The following is an 18,645-nucleotide window of genomic DNA, read 5'->3' on the forward strand; positions in this document are numbered from 1 at the left end:
ATAAATTTATGAGTATGATAAAACTCAAGCATAATTCAGGTTAATCACATTTGAAGGATCTGACCATCAGTTTCAAATCAACTTACTGGTCAACAACAGCCAAGATTGTACTCAAAATAATTTAGTGTAATGATCAAAAGCAGTCGTTTTCGTATAACCAAGCGACTCATATAAAGCTTTAGCCACATCATTGTCTACTGCAGTTGCTAATTTCACAGTACTTGCATCGGTATATTGGGCAAATAAGTCCACTTGTTTAAGCAGTTTATTGGCTACGCCTTGCTGTCTTGCAGATGTCGCTACAAACATATCATTCAGTATCCACATTCGCTTCATCGCAACAGAAGAAAACGTAGGATAAAGCTGTATAAACCCTAAACCATCACCTTCCTCATTAGTCGCAATAAAAATCACGGAATCACTCTCTATTAAGCGTTCTTTAATAAATTTCTTACATTGCTCAAGGTTTGCAGCTTGCCCATAAAATTGACGATATTCATCGAATAAAGCCGTAACTAAATTTAATTGCTCAATAGTCGCTTGGATAATTTTCAACACAGACTCCTTTTAATCTTCAGCCTTTACATGATTCATTTAATTATTGTTCATGCATTAACAGCTGTCTTCCACAAGTTAGTTAACTTACCTCAAAAAATAAACAACGTCAGTTAACCCCTTTTTATTTTTAGTTAGTGTGAATTTAATCAATCCCACTAAAAATTAAACATTTTGACTACATACCAATATTAACATTCTTTACAAAACCACCCAAAACCACATAAAGCACTGAAATAAAAGAGATATAAATTATGGCACAGATACTGCTTTAATCAAACAAAATTAACACCAGCTACAACTAGTAACATAGCGCTTACAAGTTAACACTCCACACTTAACTCTATAAGCGTCATTAATTCAAATTATTGAACTGGCAGGTACCTCATGGATAGGTTAATCAGCATGAAAAAAATGACAATATCACTATTTTGTATTGCAGCACTGACTACAGGATTAAGTGGATGTACGGGTGAACAAGAAGAATCAAAAGAAGAAGAAAAATATGCCGTTCCGGTTGAGGTATCACAAGTGACACAAGGTAATGTGTCTTCATTCTATAGTACGACCGCAACGTTAGAAGCGCCTGAAGAAGCTCATGTAGTCACCCGAATTGCAGGTTTAATTGAAGAGATTAACGTTGAAGAAGGTGACCGAGTAACTAAGGGTCAAGCTTTAGCCACCATTGACGCCAAACGCCAGCGTTATGATTACAAACGCTCACAAGCTGAAGTTCAAATTATTGAGCAAGAATTGAACCGCTTAAAGCAAATGAAGAATAAAGAATTTATCAGCCAAGATGTAATGGCCAAATTAGAGTTCAACTTACAAGCGGCTATCGCTCAACGTGACTTAGCTGAGTTACATGTGATTGAAAGCCAAATTGTGTCACCTATCGATGGCATCGTCGCAATGAGACATGTCAAAAAAGGTAATATGGCGAAAGAATTCGAGGAGCTATTTTATATTGTTAATCAAGATGAACTACATGGCATTGTTCACCTTCCAGAGCAGCAATTGACCAGCCTGCGTTTAGGTCAGCAAGCTAAAATTAGTAATCAATACGCTAATAGCGCAGACAGCTCTCAATCTAATGAAATCATCGCAAACGTATTGCGTATCAGTCCAATCGTAGATGCTCAAAGCGGCACATTTAAAGTCACTATCGCTATTGATAACACCAAAGCAAACCTAAAAGCCGGTATGTTCACTCGTGTAGAGCTTAAATACGATACCCATGAAGATGTAGTAACCGTGCCTTTCAATGCCGTTATTAATCAAGATGATACTCAAGCTTTGTATGTGATTGAAGACAATACGGCCACTCGCCGCGAAGTTAAGTTAGGTTATCGTGAAAAAGATAAAGTCGAGGTTATTTCAGGTGTTGAACACGGTGAGCAGATCGTTATTCGTGGACAACAAAACCTTAAAGATCAATCGTTAGTTGAAATAATTACTCCCCTTTCTTATGCAAAAAACAGCTTAAACGCTAAGTAAGGATACAACTATGTCATTGATTAATACCTCGGTTAAACGTCCCGTGACCGTGTGGATGTTTATGCTTGCCATTATGCTTTTCGGCATGGTTGGCTTCACTCGCTTAGCGGTTAAATTACTGCCAGATTTAAGTTATCCGAGTGTCACGGTTCGTACAGCTTATGATGGCGCTGCGCCCGTTGAAGTTGAACAACTTATTTCCAAACCAATTGAAGAAGCCGTTGGTGTTGTAAAAGGATTACGTAAAATCAGCTCTATTTCACGCTCAGGCATGTCAGATGTGGTGCTCGAGTTTGAATGGGGCACCAATATGGATATGGCTAGCCTAGAAGTACGCGAAAAAATCGATACGATTGAGCTGCCATTAGATATTAATAAGCCGCTATTACTGCGCTTTAACCCTAATTTAGATCCAATTATGCGCTTAGCGTTATCCGTGCCTGATGCCAGCGAGTCTGAATTAAAAGGCATGAGAACCTTTGCCGAGGAAGAACTAAAACGCCGACTAGAAGCCTTATCTGGTGTTGCTGCTGTGCGCTTATCAGGTGGTTTAGAGCAAGAAGTTCATATTCTATTAAACCAACAAAAGCTTCAGCAGTTAAACCTCAATGCTGATGATATAAAACGTCGTATTAATGAAGAAAATATTAATTTATCGGCAGGTAAAGTGATTCAAGGGGACAAAGAATACTTAGTCAGAACCTTAAATCAGTTTAATTCGCTTGAAGAATTGCGTGACGTGATTGTATATCGAAATGGTCAAACCTTAATTCGCTTACGTGAAGTAGCCGACATTGTGGACGGGTATAAAGAGCGCAGCGATGTCACCCGTATTGGCGATGTCGAGTCGATTGAACTAGCCATTTATAAGGAAGGTGATGCCAATACAGTTTCTGTGGCTCAAAAGATTAAGGCAGAGCTTGATAACCTCAATGCTGAGTCTGAAGAGAATCAGTTAAAAGTCATTTACGACCAATCAGAATTTATTCAAAGCGCAGTCAGCGAAGTCACATCTGCCGCTTTATTCGGTAGTTTGCTCGCTATGCTAGTGATTTACCTATTTTTGCGCGACATTATTGCTACGTTAATTATTTCTATCTCAATCCCATTTTCGGTCATAGCCACCTTTAACATGATGTACTTTGCAGATATCAGCTTAAACATCATGTCACTGGGGGGAATAGCATTAGCCATCGGCTTATTAGTCGATAACGCAATTGTCGTACTGGAAAATATTGACCGATATAAAGCTCAAGGGTTAGCAAGGTTAGAGGCCGCGGTAACAGGCAGTAAAGAAGTGGCAGGTGCAATTTTTGCCTCCACCCTCACCACATTAGCTGTATTTGTACCGTTAGTTTTCGTTGACGGTATCGCTGGCGCCTTGTTCTCAGACCAAGCGCTCACTGTTACTTTTGCGCTATTAGCATCACTTTTTGTCGCCTTAACTGCGATTCCAATGCTGGCCTCACGCCAAGGGTTTACTCAATTACCAGAAGAGACGGTAACAGAACCTAAAGCTAAACCTACAACCACTAAAGGTAAAATTGGTCACTACTTAGTATTAATATTAGGTTTCCCGTTTAAATTAGTATTGAGTTACTTGCCAAATGCGATGCTAAATTTAGTGATTATTTTAACTCGCTTTTTCTCATGGTTATTTAGTCTTGTGATGCGCCCACTGAGCGCAGGATTCAATTTATTCTATCGCTTTATTGAAGGCATTTATCACCGTGTATTAAAGCATGCAATGACACATAAAGTCGTTACCGTGATTATCGCTATTATGCTGACTGTTGGAGCTGGCAGCCTGTTCCCGAGATTAGGCGTCGAGTTAATTCCACCAATGAACCAAGGTGAGTTTTACGTTGAGATATTATTACCACCTGGGACAGCGGTTCAAAAAACCGATTCCGTACTTGAAGAACTCGCTTACTCAATCAGTGATAGTGAAGATGTTAAACACACATTCAGCCAAGCTGGCAGTGGCGGGCTAATGACCTCTGATACCGCACGTGGCGGTGAAAACTGGGGGCGTTTACAAGTTGTCCTAGCAAACACTCAAGCTTTCGATACTGTTGCTGCAACTTTACGAGAAACAGCAAGACGTATACCGGCGCTCGATGCGAAAATTGAACACCCTGAGCTATTCAGTTTTAAAACGCCATTAGAAATTGAACTATCAGGCTATGATTTAGCGCAATTAAAACAAAGTGGTGATCAACTCGTATCAGCACTGTCGCAATCAACTCGATTTAGCGATATCAATACATCCCTTCGTGACGGTCAGCCTGAAATCAGTATCCGATTTGACCATGCTCGACTAGCTGCGCTTGATTTAGACGCACCAACTGTCGCAAGTCGCATTGCCCACCGTGTTGGCGGTACCATTGCCAGTCAATATACAGTGCGCGATCGTAAAGTCGATATTCTCGTACGCAGTGAATTAGCTGAACGAAACAACATAGAAGATGTGAATGCATTAATCATCAACCCTAATAGCCAACATGCCATTCCATTAAGTGCGGTAGCCGATGTGTCATTGCAAGTTGGCCCGTCTGCCATTAACCGTGTGAGTCAGCAGCGTGTGGCAATTGTTTCGGCTAACTTAAGTTATGGTGATTTAAGTGAAGCGGTTAAAGAAGCACAGCTTATCTTAAACCAGCAGCAATTCCCTTCTTCTATTCAGGCTCGTTTTGGCGGACAAAATGAAGAAATGGAACATTCTTTTGAATCACTAAAAATTGCATTAGTGCTTGCTGTGTTCTTGGTTTATTTAGTTATGGCGAGTCAGTTTGAGTCGCTATTGCACCCTTTACTGATTTTATTCGCTGTACCTATGGCTGTTGGTGGCAGTGTTATTGGGCTTTTTGTCACTGGTACACATATCAGTGTCGTCGTCTTCATCGGCTTAATTATGTTGGCAGGTATTGTGGTAAACAACGCCATTATATTAGTCGATCGAATTAACCAATTGCGTAAAGAAGGCATAGAAAAAGACCAAGCAATTAGCATTGCTGCTAAGTCACGTCTTCGCCCAATCATGATGACAACCATGACAACGACACTTGGTTTATTACCGATGGCAATTGGTGTTGGAGATGGTAGTGAAATACGCGCTCCTATGGCTATTACGGTTATTTTTGGCTTAAGTATGTCAACCATGCTGACGCTGTTAGTGATCCCTGCCCTGTACGGCATTTTCGATAAGAAAAACTATCAACAAACGGATGCAGAGCAAACGGCAAAAGTGTCAACTGAACCTTCAATGGAGGGCCAGTCATGAGTAAAGAACACACTAATACGCAAAGCATGAAAGATGAGCAGCCAGGCTTTAGTATCACCAAATTGGCGATAAAGAGACCTGTCACAACGAGTATGTTCTTCCTTGCCATTTTATTGTTTGGTATGGCTTCAAGCCGCTTGTTACCTCTGGAAATGTTTCCAGGGATCGACATCCCACAAATTCAGGTCAATGTGCCGTATAAAGGCTCAACACCTGCAGAAGTCGAGCGCGATATTACTCGTGTGTTAGAAGAATCATTGGCAACCATGAGCGGCATCGAAGAGGTGCGATCTAACTCTTCACAAGATGGCGCGAATATTCAACTTAACATGAAATGGGGTGAAGATGTCGCCACTAAAAGCTTAGAGGCTCGGGAGAAAATTGATTCAGTAAGGCACTTACTTCCTAAAGATGTTGAGCGAGTATTTATTCAGCAGTTCTCAACTGCAGACATGCCAGTGCTCACCATACGGATCTCAAGTGAGCGAGAGTTATCTAACGCTTTTGACTTACTCGATAAACAGCTTCGTAAGCCACTTGAACGTATTGAAGGCGTTTCTAAAGTCACTCTCTATGGTGTTGATCAAAAACAAATAGAGATCAGGCTAGATGCAGACAAGCTTGCAGCCTCTGGCATTAATCCAGCAGAGCTTAGGCAACGTCTGCAATTAGAGAACTTTGTTATTAGTGCAGGCACAGTGCGTAATAATAATCAGGTGTTCCAAGTATCGCCTAAAGGTGAGTTTTTATCGCTTGAAGATATCAAAGCGGTGAAACTTAATACCACAACCACTGTGGGTGATATCGCCTCTGTTAAATTTACTTTGCCAGAGCCTTTTGAAGGCCGTCATTTAGATCAAAAGTATGCTGTCGGTTTAGATGTATTTAAAGAATCTGGTGCAAACCTCGTGCATGTATCTGAGCGAGTTCTAAAAGTCATTGAACAAACTAAACAAGACCAGCAATTCCAAGGCATCAAGCTCTTTGTCATGGAAGACCAAGCCTATGGGGTTAAATCATCATTACAAGATTTGCTGATTTCAGGCTTAATCGGTGCCTTCTTATCTTTTGGGGTTCTGTATTTATTTTTACGTAACCTGAAAATGACTCTGGTGGTGGTTTCATCGGTACCTATTTCAATTTGTATGACGCTTGCTGGTATGTATTTACTGGGTTACAGCTTAAATATTCTATCAATGATGGGACTGTTATTAGCAGTGGGTATGCTGATTGATAATGCGGTTGTGGTTACCGAAAGCGTATTGCAAGAAAAACAACGCAATGGCTTAACAGGCCAAGAAGATACTGGGTCTCAGAGCCAAAAAGATACTAGGCCCCAGTGCCAAAAGGCCAATGAGTCAGCGGTATTAACAGGAGTAGAGAAAGTTGCCTTAGCAGTACTGGCCGGTACGTTAACCACAGCGATTGTATTTTTGCCTAACATTGTGGGAGTAAAGGTTGAGCTAACCATTTTCCTTGAACATGTGGCAATCTCAATTTGTATTTCCCTGGCAGCCTCTTTATTAGTGGCAAAAACACTCATTCCGTTACTGCTCACCAAGCTGCATTTTGAAATTGATACCGAAGAAAAAGAATCTAAGCTGCAACACTATTATCAGCGCAGTTTAAGCTGGGTGTTAGCCCATTCGAAAATATCAGGAGTAGTAGCGGTATTTATCCTTGTTTCTACTGCCCTTCCCTTGAGCTTAGTAAAACAAGATCAATCTGATGGTGAAGGCAACGACCGTCTCTATATTAACTATCAATTAGAAGGACGCCATAACCTTAAAGTCACCGAAGCCATGATTAATCAAATGGAAGACTATCTTTATAGTAATAAAGAAGCATTCATGATTGATTCAGTTTATAGCTATTATTCAGCTGACAGTATTCAAACCACGATTCTATTGGAAAAAGACATAGAAACTCCGATGTCAGAGCTTAAGGAAACTATTCGAGAAGGTTTCCCTAAATACGCCGCTGCCACACCTCAATTTGGTTGGGGCAACGAAAATTCAGGGTTAAGAATTACCTTAACGGGTCGTTCAACTTCCGAGTTAATCACCTTAAGCCAACAAGTCGTACCGTTATTAAGCGCCATTGAAGGACTTGAAGATGTACGCTCAGAAGTCAATGCAGCCCAACAAGAAGTGGTTGTGACGATTAATCGAGAAATGGCAGCGCGATTAGACTTAAAGCTCAATGAAGTTGCATCGCATATTTCGATGGCACTTCGCGGCTCACCACTACGCTCATTCAGACATGATCCCAACGGCGAATTACGCATTGAATTAGCTTACGACAAAAGCTGGCAACGTTCTTTAGAGCAACTAAAACAACTGCCAATTATTCGTAAAGGTGAACGGGTATACAGCTTAGATAACTTAGCTGAGATTAAAATCCAGCCGCGTTTTGACACCATTAGACATTACAATCGCCAAACTGCACTATCTATTGGCGCCAACGTCAACGAAATCACCACTGAAGAGGCTCAAGAACAAATAGAAAAAGTCATGCAGAATGTTAACTTCCCATATGGTTATGACTATAGCTTACGTGGTGGTTTTCAACGTCAAGATGAAGACCAGTCAATTATGGCAGTGAACATGATTTTAGCGCTGGCAATGATTTATATCGTTATGGCAGCGCTGTTTGAATCACTGTTATTACCCACTGCGATTATTAGCTCAATCTTGTTTTCAATTACAGGTGTATTTTGGGCGTTATGGATATCAGGCACAGCGATGTCGGTCATGGCAATGATAGGGATCCTTATCTTGATGGGGATCGTAGTAAACAACGGGATTGTGCTGGTTGACCAAATTAACCAGATGACACCTAAACTTACTGATCTTTCGACAACCATAAAATCAATTTGTATTACGCGATTACGTCCAGTATTGATGACAGTGGCAACAACAGTGTTGGGTCTTGTGCCATTAGCAATGGGAGACACTCAAATAGGCGGCGGTGGACCACCTTACTCACCCATGGCGATTGCTATTATTGGTGGATTAAGCTTCTCCACCATCACAAGTTTATATTTGGTGCCTTTGTGCTATCAAGCCTTGTACCGTATCCGTTATCAATCTTCAGTTAAATTAGGTTTAGCTGACAAAAGAGCAAAAAAGCTGCTACCTTGGACATTATAATTATAATTGATTGATAAGTAATACGAACGCTTAACCATCTTTGCCAGTCGCTTTACAGATTAAGTCGCTTTACAGATTAAGTAAATTTACTGGCAAGATGGTCAAACAACACAGGAGCTTGTAATGACGCTGAAACGTCTTAGTTTATTGACCCTATCATTGATGCAACTATCTCTTATTAGCACCACTGCACTTGCAGATGATGACCGTTTTAAAGATGTAGAAATCACTTCGCAAAAACTCACTAACTCGACATACATGTTCACTGGCTCTGGTGGCAATATCGGCGTCTCTGCTGGTAGTGATGGCATACTCATCATTGATGATCAATTTGCCCCTTTAGCTGATAAAATAAGCGCTTCATTAAACAAAATTCAACCGGGTAACCCTAAGTACGTTATCAATACCCATTATCACGGTGATCATACTGGTGGTAATGCACATTTTGGTGAACAAGGGATTATTTTTGCCCATCACAATGTTTTAAAACGTCTTAGTGCTAAAGAAGGCACACCCAAAGCAGCACTTCCTGTTGTGACCTACTCTGAAGACGTGTCTATACGATTTAACAATGACACCATTACCTTAAAACACATGGGACCAGGCCATACTGATGGTGATAGCGTGGTGTTCTGGGAAAATGATAATGTCGTGCACATGGGCGACTTATTCTTTAAAGACCGCTTTCCTTACGTTGACTTAAAAGGCGGCGGTTCGGTTGTTGGCTACCGCAATAATGTCGGTAAAGTCCTCACGAAAATCGATGGACAAACTCAAGTGATCCCAGGTCATGGTGAGCTGGCGAGTAAAGATGATTTAATGAAGTTTAAACATATGCTAGACGGTTCAATTAATTGGATGAATAAGCAATTAACTGAAGGAAAAACACTTGAGCAGATCCATGCTGAAGGCGTACCAGCAAAATGGAAAGATTGGAGCTGGAATTTCATTACCGAAAAGAAGTGGATTGATACGCTTTATCAGGATTTGAAAAAATAATACTCATAAGCACAAAAAAAGCGCCACGTTGGCGCTTTTTATTATTTTAAAGTTAGTTTGCTAAAAGTCAGTTAATGACCTTGGTAGCAATCTAAAGACTCATCAAGACTCTAGAGGTATCGCTCTATTTTCGAGTAATACAGGAATACCTTCAGTAATTGGGTAAGCTAATTTATCAGCTTTACAGATAAGTTGATCTGCTTCTTTATCATATTCCAACTTACCTTTGCATACTGGGCAAGCTACAATTTCAAGTAATTTCTTATCGAACGCCATGGAGGTTTCCTTGTTTAACTTTGACGACTTCTTTTAGTCTGTTCAAAAATGCTAGATCAAAACTTTCATCAAGCTTCGCATTTACTGGCAGATACCACCAGTTTTGTTGTGCAAAATCGCGACATTTAACCGCATCTTTTTCAGTCATGATCAATGGAGACTGAAGAGATAGTTGCTTTAACTCTTCTTCATTAAAAGCTTGATGGTCTTCAAATGCTTTGGTTTGTGTTATTGAATAACCCAAAGTATGCAAGCTATCAAAAAATCGTTGAGGATTACCAATACCAGCCATCGCCACCGCATCTTGATGCAGCCATTGACTATTATTTAACGGGTCTACCGACTTAAGTGCACTAGGCTCTAAGCTCATACACACTTCATTAGCTTGAGCCTCTCCGCCATTATTAATCACCCAATCGATGGTGTTTAATCGCCATAAACCTTCTCGAAGTGGTCCAGCAGGAATTAAACATTCATTGCCATAACGGCGCTGACCATCCACAATCGCAAGCTCGATATCTCTTGCTAAAGCATAATGCTGTAAACCATCATCACTGATGATCACATCAACATCAAATTCAGATAATAATGACTTTGCGGCGTCAATACGTTTAGCGCCAACAACCATAGGTACTTGAGTACGAGCCACTATCATCGCAGGCTCATCACCGACTTCAGTCGCTTTATCAGTCGCTATTACCGCTTTAACGCCATCAATATTAACCCCGTAACCACGGCTTATTACCCCAGGGTTGTAACCTTGTTGGCGTAATAAATTGATTAAATAAATCACTGTCGGCGTTTTACCACTGCCACCAGCGGTAATATTACCGACGATAACCACGGGTACTGGTAGGGTTTCTGCTTGGCTCAATCCCAGCTTAAAACCTACACGTCTTAAATAGCTGATTAAACCAAAAAGCCAACTAAGCGGCAGTAATAACCACTTAGCAGGATGCCCTTGGTACCAAATTTTATTCACTAACGATTGCATTTAATTACCAAATTGCATTTGGTATAGGTTGGAGTAAATACCTTCTTTGGCAATGAGATCTTTGTGGGTTCCACGCTCAACGACTGAGCCTTGATCTATCACTAAGATTTCATCTGCTGATTCAATAGTTGAAAGCCTATGAGCAATCACAATTGAAGTACGGTTATGACGTAAATTGTCTAAACCATGTTGAATGGCTTTTTCTGATTCAGTGTCTAAAGCTGAGGTTGCTTCATCTAAAATCAAAACTGGCGCATCACGTAACATGGCGCGTGCAATTGCGATTCGTTGTCGCTGACCACCAGAAAGTAACACACCATTCTCACCGACTTCGGTATCTAAACCTTCTGGTAAGGTTTCAATAAACTCCATAGCATAAGCAAGTTCTGCAGCTTTAATAATTTGCTCACGCGACACTTCACCAGGATAGGCGTACGCTATATTATTGGCAATTGTGTCATTAAAAAGCGTCACTTGCTGAGACACTAGTGCAACCTGATTACGCAATGACGCTAATTTGTAGTCGTAGATACTGACATCATCAAGCGTAATATCACCTTCTGATACGCCGGTATAAAAGCGTGTCATTAAGCTGGCAATCGTCGACTTACCCGAACCACTGCGACCGACTAGTGCTATGGTTTTGCCTTGCTTAACTTCAAAATCAATATTGGTTAATGCTGGTTTTTCGGTATCAGGATAACTGAAAGTCACATTATTAAACTTCAAATTACCTTTAACACGCTCGGTTTCAAATTCACCAGTATCTGATTCAGGTGCCGTATCTAATAACTCAAACACAGTAGTACAAGCTGCAATACCACGCTGGAACTCAGCATTAATACGAGTTAAGTTTTTAATTGGCTGTAGCATCGCCAACATCGCACCTAGAATTGCCGCAAAAGTACCTGCGGTTAACTCTTCTTTAAGGCCAGGAAAAGTCGCAGCATACAATACGAAGGCAAGCGCAAAAGAGCCAATAATCATAATCACAGGTTGACTAATAGCTTGAGCCACAGCCAGTTTCATATTCTTATTACGGTTAGCGTCATTCACTTTAAAAAATCGACTAACTTCGGTTTTTTGACCACCAAAAGCCAACACATTTTTATGCCCTTTAATCATCTGCTCCGTTGTTGCCGTTACGCCGCCCATAGCAGACTGAATTTGCTTTGAGACTTTACGAAAGCGTTTACTGACAACACTAATTACAATACCCATCAATGGGCCTATCACTAAAATGCACAGTGATAATTTCCACGAATAAAAGAACATAATAGCCAGCATAGCAATAACAGTGATTGAATCTCGGACGATGGAGATTAACGCACTGCCAGATGCACGTGCAATTTGCTCAGTATCAAAGGTCACACGAGAAATTAAGTTACCGCTATTTTCACGGTCAATATAGCTCACCGGCAAACGTAAGTAATGCTCAAACACTTGTTGACGCATATCCATGATCAACTTAGCACTCATGTACGAAACGCAGTAAGTGGACACAAAGTTGGCAATACCACGCAAAGTAAACATGCCAATCACGACTAATGGCGCCATCAGCATAATATCTGTATTGGCATTAAAACCACCATGGGTAGGCACATCAACCTCAACACCACCGACAACTGCAGGTGCTTGGCCAAAACCTTCATCAATAAAAGGTTTAATAAATGCGATAAAAGCAGCGTCAACTAGGCCATATGTCAGTAGCCCTATCACTGCGAATAGGAACATCCCTTTCATAGGGATGAGATAAGTAAGAAGGCGTTTAAAGACGCTCGACATTTCGTTATTAGTTGTTGTCATTGATTACATTAACACTTGAATAGCAAACAAAGGCCATATTCTACTCTGCTTTAACTTTCTCACCAAATCTAAACAGCTTGTTATACCAAAATGGCGCAATATCTGTACGATATTGACGGATAACATAATTTGATGGATTAAAATCTATACTAATTTGACCTGACTTTCCGCTTACAAGTGATTCTATTCCTCTTATTTTATATCGATTAACGACATCATCTTTAGGAAATCCATATTGATTGGCAAATCCTGCGGTAAAGATAACTTGCTTTGGTGACACTACATCGATAAATGCTGCAGTAGATGAAGTTCGGCTTCCATGATGTGGTGCCAGTAATATATCTGCCTTGGTTAACTTGTTATTCTCGATAAAATACTGCTCAGCATTTTTCTCAATATCTCCAGCAAGTAACAGCTTATGTTTATCGTCACTTATATAAGCAATACATGAACGGTTATTATCATTTTCGGCTTTAATGTTAACGGCTAAACTGACCATTAACCCCTGCCAATTGAGTTGTCGATTACCGCACCCTTTTACAATAGGCTCCTTGGCCGAATTCAGACTAAAGTGATGCTCCGGTGTATCACTAATGAGCTTACTATTAGGGTATTGTTCAAGTAATTTACTCAGCCCTCCCGCATGATCATTATCGTCATGGCTAATGATAATGTAATCAAGCTGGGTTACCCCTTTGGCTTTTAGTGTGGGAATAATAACCCGATCTGCATAACTGAAATTTTCCCCGTACGCAGCGCCAGTATCATAAAGTATTCCTCTATTGTCTCGTTGGATGAGTACAGCAGTCCCCTGGCCAACATCTAAAACATGAGCTTGCCAGTTTGTAGCAAGGTCATTGCTTTCTTCAAGCATCAAATTATTGGTGAGATACATAAAAAATGGTAAACACAGTAAACCTGCGCATAATCGCCATTGGGTATTCACCGCCCACTTCAACAGAAACAGTCCAAAAACAAACATCATTAAACAGATGATTAATCTATCAGGTAAGTAAATTAATGCCATTGGCCAAAAATCACTTTGACTGATAAGCAGCTGAAATCCATCAAGGGTTAAATTGGCAACTGCCATAAACTGAGTACCGATATACGTCATTATTGCATCAGGTAACGGTAATAACATCATCAGTAAATTTAATACCAATGCCATGATACTTAAGGGAATAACCAAAATACTGAACCATGGCACCATCAATAAATTAACCCATATACTGTTAATCGATACGGTACCGAACAACAAGGCTTGAATTACCCCAAGTCCAACGGCTAATCGCCATTGAATTGACCAAAACCGTTTAAAGAAGCTCACTACTTGCCAGAGGTAGTGACGAGACTTCATGTTGAGCGAATGAACATATGACGAATTTTCTTCTGAGGATGGTGTCACTTCAGTTTTGCTATTTTCAACGTCTTTATCTTGAGTTGCGTTATCTTGAATTGCATTAACTTTAGTTTCATTTACTTTAGTTTCGTTAGCTCCAATCCCACTATTTATATTTCGTGCGTTAGCCTGCGAATATTCAAGAGTAAATAGTATGATGACTAACGCACTAAACGATAACCAGAAACCTGCGCTTAAGCTTGCAAATGGATCGATTATCAAAACGGCAAATAACGCCCACATAAGTCGCTGCCATGGCGATGAATATTGATTCACAATAGTAAGCACCACCAGCATAAGTAACATGACGAATGCACGCTGAGTTGAAATAGCAAATCCAGCTAGATAGCCATACTCTGCTGTCACTAACACAGCGAACACCAAAGCCATCAATACATTTCGTCTGCTGTTTGTGGGAAAAATACGTTGCAACCCAAACCGAGATAAAAACCAAAACAAGCCAAATACAACTGATAAGTGCAAACCTGATATTGCGACTAAATGCCCTGTCCCTGTTTGCCTTAATTGCTGCCATTGTTGTGGTGTTAATGCTGATTTATCACCAAATAATAAGGCTCTTAAGATAGCCCCATTAGATAAGCGCTGTAATATTGGCGTCATCTTATCAATGATGATTTGTCGTATTGGCGCGTCATAATGAAGAAGTTTTGCTTGTTTGACTCGCCCTTTAGCGACAATATGGCGGCTTAGTAAATATTTTTGTTGATTAAACCCGCCTTGATTCAATGGGCTGGTTATTGGCTTCATACGTGCTGTAAACTGCCAAATCTGCCCCACTTTTACCTCAGGCGGTTGTTGCCAAGTGAGTCTATAATAAGATTGATAAAAGGCTTTATGTTCAGAAATTAACCGAATGTCGAAACTTATCCAGTCGCTGTTTGTGCTAACTAGTGATACTATCTCTGCCTTGAATTGTTTTTGAACAGGCATTTCAGATTCGTGTGAAGAAAATAGTGAATTAAAACAAAAAGAAACTAATAAAACCCCGCTAAGTGTCCCACTGATGAATGGCCATTTATTGAGGGTGGATAAAACGACAATCAGAATGATAGACGCCATCCATATAGGAAGTAAGCTTGGCAATAAATTGCTAAAGAGCATACTGGCGCAAAAACCATAAATGAATCGATTTATCATTGATTAATTAAAGACAGTAATCGCGTATATGCCAAAAAAATTATTCCAAAAATTTATGCCGAAGCCTGAAACCTTACGTAATCACAAGTATTTACGTGTTTTCGGTAATTTACTAGATAAGCCTAACTTGTGGAGTTTAAATCGTAAATCGGCTCCAGGTTCATTTGCGATAGGTCTATTTGTTGCTTGGCTTCCTGTCCCATTTCAAATGGTCATTGCTGCTGGCATGGCTATATTTTTTAACGTCAATATTCCATTGGCCGTTGCACTTGTATGGTTAACAAACCCAATCACAATGCCGTTTATGTTTTATGCCGCCTATTTGTTAGGTGCTAAAATATTAGGTATGGATACCGCTGACTTTGCATTTGAAGCCAGTTGGCAATGGATAGAAAGCTCAATTGGCACCATTGGCCCACCTTTCCTACTAGGATGTGTAGCACTAGGGCTTATTTTTGCATTTATCAGTTTCTTTGTGATTAAAAGCCTTTGGAAGTACTCAGTACTCTTTAAATGGAAAAGCCGAAAGTAATTCATTAGCCCCATTAAACAATCCAACAAAAAAGTCAGCTTATTAGCTGACTTTTAATTTGTATATAGCTCACTTTTATCGTAAATAAAGCCCTATCCCTCATCTAAGTGATTAAGCTTTCGATAACCCAATACCAGCAAATGAATACTCAATAAACCCGTAAATGCCCCGCAAAAGAACATCATTGCAATAGACTCAACAGATGAAATATCATCCTTATACAAGAACCACCAAAGCGGCCACCCCAGCAGCGATAAAACAGTTAATTGCCACATACAAGACTTACAGCGGCCAATTTTTTGTTTAAAAATAGAGTCCTGACAATCATCGCAAGACATTGACGCCTTCCTTCACTTTTGCCTTGTATTCACTATTAAGCATGGCAAAAAAACATTCATCGCCCCATCGACCTTTAAAAAAAATGTTTTGCAAATAATGGCCTTCTTTTCTAAATCCTAATTTTAGCAACAAAGCCATTGAAGCAAAGTTTTCAGCATCTGTTGTAGCAACGATTCGATGCTTATTTAACGAATTAAACAAAAACTCGATCACTGCAGATACCGCTTCATACGCAACCCCTTGTTGTTGATAATCTTTAGCAATCGTAAAACCTATTTCCATTTGCTGTTCATCAATAAAATGCAATGCTATATCACCCATAATCTGATCCGTTCGATTATCAGCAATCGCCAATTGAAACCATAAACCAGGCTCACCAAATTGTTGATAATCCATTTGATCAAACAAATTTTGAGCTTGTTCAAGGCTATAATCACTCCAGCTTTGGTATTGAGCAATCTGTGGGTCGGCTCTATATTCCGTAAATGATACTAAATCGCCCACTTCAAACGCACGAATACTAAGACGCTGCGTTGTTAATTGATTATCCATTTTCGCCTCATTTTCGCCTCAAGATGTGAGTAAACTACTTTTTAATTCTAGCCACCAAGAAATCCACAGCCGCTTTGACTTTCGGCACATGGTAGCGCTGTTTTTGATAGATGAGATAAACACCAAAGTCAGCGCTTTGAGTTGCTGATAGTGGCGGTTCAAAATTTAACTCTACTAACTCGCCTCTTTCTAAAAAAGGACTGAGTACCCAACGAGGCATCATCACTATACCATCGTGGTTTTTGGCTTTTTCTATTAGCCACTCCCCTACGTTACTGATCGCAGCTGCAGGAGCTGAGACATCCTGCCATTGACCATCAATATAACTTAGCCAAGGTACTCTGCCATTAGGTGAACGGTAATATAAACCTTTATGGTTTGATAATTGATTAGGGTGAGTTGGCCTGCCCATTTTTTGTAAATATTGCTCGGTTGCTGCTGGGATAAACTGATTGTCCATCAGCCTTATTGCCATCACTCTATCGTTGGGAGCGTAACCCCCTCTTATAGCAATATCGACATCATCACGGCCAACTGAAGACAACTCATCGCTTAATTCAATATCAAGGATAACCTTAGGATATAACCGTGAAAACTCTTCCATTAGCGGGATTAACACTTCTCGGCCAATTCCCACCATCGCGCTTATTCGCAGCTTTCCCATAGGCTCGGTCTGATAACTTCTCACCGCTTCATTACTTTGTTCTAACTGGTTCAGTAACTCTGACACTTGCTGGTAATATTCAGCGCCAATCTCAGTTAAGTTCACTGCCCTTGTTGAGCGTTTTAATAAAGTTGCCCCAAGGCTTTTTTCTAAATCAGCCACACGCCTTGAAAGCGATGAAGCGGGAACCGAAAACACCTTAGCAGCTTGAGTGAAACTGCCAAGTTCGACCACTTTCACAAAGTATTTAAGCGCTCTTAATTGATCCATAACTCAACCATTATTGTCTTAAAAGCAATAAAGAATCGCTTTTTAGCCACTATATCTTATAAAAAAGAAAAGGAATAATAACTTCATTAACTATAAATACCTTTTCCAATTAATAAGGATTTTCAATGACCACTTTTACCGCTATTAATCTTGTAAAACGCCCACAAGGCGGACCGATTACTGCTGATATTTTTGAAATCGTCCAAAAACCTATGCCTGTGGTAAAGCCAGGTCAATTGCTGATTAAACAGAATTTTATGTCGCTAGACCCAGCGATGTTCGGTTGGATGCAACCCGATACCGACAGTTATATTCCTCCTGTAAATCTTGGCGATGTCATGCGCAGTAGCGGCGTAGGCGAAGTGGTTGAAAGTAATCATCCAGACTTTAAAGCCGGCGATCGCGTGATGGGCATGATGGGTTGGCAAGAGTTCTTTTTAACTGACGGCAAAGGCATCAATAAAATTGATGCACCGTTACCTGATGAAGCCATTTTATCTGTTTTCGCATTGCCAGGCCTAACCGCCACTCAAGGACTATTTAACGTCGGTAAGCCAAAAGCTGGCGAAACCATCATAGTAACCGGAGCTGCAGGTTCTGTAGGTTCAATTGTGGGTCAACTGGCTAAAGCAGATGGTTTACATGTTATTGGTGTTGTTGGCAGTGATGAAAAAGCAGATTGGATTGTAAACGAGCTAGGTTTTGACTCTGCCATTAATTATAAAACTGCAGATTTAGAAGCTGAGTTAGACAGACTCGCGCCACAAGGCATCGATTTATTTTTTGAAAATACTGCAGGTCCAATTCAAAGTCTAATTGTCGACAGAATGAATCCACACGGAAGAGTGATGGTATGCGGCTTAATTGCTGATTACAGCAAGCAAACACCCGCTCCAGGACCAAGTTGGATGAATATTCTTAAAAGACGTATCACCGTTCAAGGTTTTACTATGCCTGATCACTTTGGTGAAGTGCCAAGCCTATTAGAAAAACTGACTCCCTATGTACTGCAAGGGAAAATCAAACATCGCTCGCATGTACTTGAGGGGCTTGAGTCTTCTATTAATGGCTTAAACCTGTTCTTTACCGGTGACAATAAAGGTAAGTTAATGGTTAAGCTTTAATCATTGCAGAATTATTCAATACTTCTTATTGAGCAACATAAA

General features: G+C 40.3%; 14 protein-coding genes. 6 read left to right on the forward strand and 8 right to left on the reverse strand.

Translation table 11 applies throughout. The annotated features are described in order from the left end of the window. Window positions 1-111: 111 nt before the first annotated feature. Complete coding sequence (locus tag L2735_RS16100) at window positions 112-555, reverse strand: GNAT family N-acetyltransferase (protein WP_248985672.1); 444 nt, start codon at window positions 553-555, stop codon at window positions 112-114. A 405-nt stretch (window positions 556-960) separates the two neighbouring features. On the opposite strand from L2735_RS16100, the gene L2735_RS16105 reads away from it, so the two are divergent. The 4 genes from L2735_RS16105 to L2735_RS16120 all read left to right on the forward strand — a co-directional run bounded on the left by L2735_RS16105 (window position 961) and on the right by L2735_RS16120 (window position 9,486). Then, window positions 961-2,052 (forward strand): efflux RND transporter periplasmic adaptor subunit, encoded by a 1,092-nt coding sequence (locus tag L2735_RS16105; protein ID WP_248985673.1) that lies wholly within the window; start codon window positions 961-963, stop codon window positions 2,050-2,052. 10 nt (window positions 2,053-2,062) lie between these two features. After that, window positions 2,063-5,335 carry an efflux RND transporter permease subunit gene (locus L2735_RS16110; protein ID WP_248985674.1) on the forward strand — a complete coding sequence of 1,091 codons (3,273 nt, stop codon included), beginning with the start codon at window positions 2,063-2,065 and terminating at the stop codon, window positions 5,333-5,335. Further along, window positions 5,332-8,487 (forward strand): efflux RND transporter permease subunit, encoded by a 3,156-nt coding sequence (locus L2735_RS16115; protein WP_248985675.1) that lies wholly within the window; start codon window positions 5,332-5,334, stop codon window positions 8,485-8,487. The genes L2735_RS16110 and L2735_RS16115 overlap by 4 nt, the downstream gene beginning before the upstream one ends. A 123-nt stretch (window positions 8,488-8,610) precedes the next feature. Then, complete coding sequence (locus L2735_RS16120) at window positions 8,611-9,486, forward strand: MBL fold metallo-hydrolase (protein ID WP_248985676.1); 876 nt, start codon at window positions 8,611-8,613, stop codon at window positions 9,484-9,486. A gap of 102 nt (window positions 9,487-9,588) precedes the next feature. Here the strand turns inward: L2735_RS16120 and L2735_RS16125 are convergent, their stop codons facing one another. From L2735_RS16125 to L2735_RS16140, 4 genes are read right to left on the reverse strand one after another with little or no spacing between them, the layout of a single operon-like run. Then, window positions 9,589-9,762 (reverse strand): Trm112 family protein, encoded by a 174-nt coding sequence (locus L2735_RS16125; RefSeq protein WP_248985677.1) that lies wholly within the window; start codon window positions 9,760-9,762, stop codon window positions 9,589-9,591. Next, window positions 9,749-10,756 carry a tetraacyldisaccharide 4'-kinase gene (lpxK, locus tag L2735_RS16130; RefSeq protein ID WP_248985678.1) on the reverse strand — a complete coding sequence of 336 codons (1,008 nt, stop codon included), beginning with the start codon at window positions 10,754-10,756 and terminating at the stop codon, window positions 9,749-9,751. The genes L2735_RS16125 and lpxK overlap by 14 nt, the downstream gene beginning before the upstream one ends. After that, on the reverse strand, window positions 10,757-12,562 hold the full coding sequence (gene msbA / locus L2735_RS16135) for a lipid A export permease/ATP-binding protein MsbA (protein WP_248985679.1): 1,806 nt from the start codon (window positions 12,560-12,562) through the stop codon (window positions 10,757-10,759). It lies immediately after the preceding gene. 40 nt (window positions 12,563-12,602) lie between these two features. Then, entirely contained in the window at window positions 12,603-15,122 is a 2,520-nt protein-coding gene (locus tag L2735_RS16140) for a DNA internalization-related competence protein ComEC/Rec2 (RefSeq protein WP_346348146.1), read from the reverse strand. Window positions 15,123-15,150: 28 nt separating this feature from the next. Between L2735_RS16140 and L2735_RS16145 the strand changes: the two genes are divergently transcribed. Further along, window positions 15,151-15,654, forward strand: coding sequence for a DUF2062 domain-containing protein (locus L2735_RS16145; protein ID WP_248985680.1), 504 nt, complete (start codon window positions 15,151-15,153; stop codon window positions 15,652-15,654). A 92-nt stretch (window positions 15,655-15,746) separates the two neighbouring features. Here the strand turns inward: L2735_RS16145 and L2735_RS16150 are convergent, their stop codons facing one another. From L2735_RS16150 to L2735_RS16160, 3 genes are read right to left on the reverse strand one after another with little or no spacing between them, the layout of a single operon-like run. After that, the gene (locus L2735_RS16150) at window positions 15,747-15,992 is read right to left on the reverse strand and encodes a DUF3624 domain-containing protein (protein ID WP_248985681.1); all 246 of its coding nucleotides are present in this window, start codon (window positions 15,990-15,992) and stop codon (window positions 15,747-15,749) included. Then, complete coding sequence (locus tag L2735_RS16155; protein ID WP_248985682.1) at window positions 15,979-16,545, reverse strand: GNAT family N-acetyltransferase; 567 nt, start codon at window positions 16,543-16,545, stop codon at window positions 15,979-15,981. The genes L2735_RS16150 and L2735_RS16155 overlap by 14 nt, the downstream gene beginning before the upstream one ends. A gap of 34 nt (window positions 16,546-16,579) precedes the next feature. After that, the gene (locus tag L2735_RS16160) at window positions 16,580-17,479 is read right to left on the reverse strand and encodes a LysR family transcriptional regulator (protein WP_248985683.1); all 900 of its coding nucleotides are present in this window, start codon (window positions 17,477-17,479) and stop codon (window positions 16,580-16,582) included. Between the two features lie 125 nt (window positions 17,480-17,604). On the opposite strand from L2735_RS16160, the gene L2735_RS16165 reads away from it, so the two are divergent. Beyond that, a complete protein-coding gene (locus tag L2735_RS16165) occupies window positions 17,605-18,603 on the forward strand; it encodes an NADP-dependent oxidoreductase (protein ID WP_248985684.1) in 999 nt (332 codons plus the stop codon). Window positions 18,604-18,645: the final 42 nt, after the last annotated feature.

Origin of the sequence: Shewanella olleyana, from assembly GCF_023283825.1 — a bacterium.
GTDB classification, from domain to species: Bacteria; Pseudomonadota; Gammaproteobacteria; order Enterobacterales; family Shewanellaceae; genus Shewanella; species Shewanella olleyana.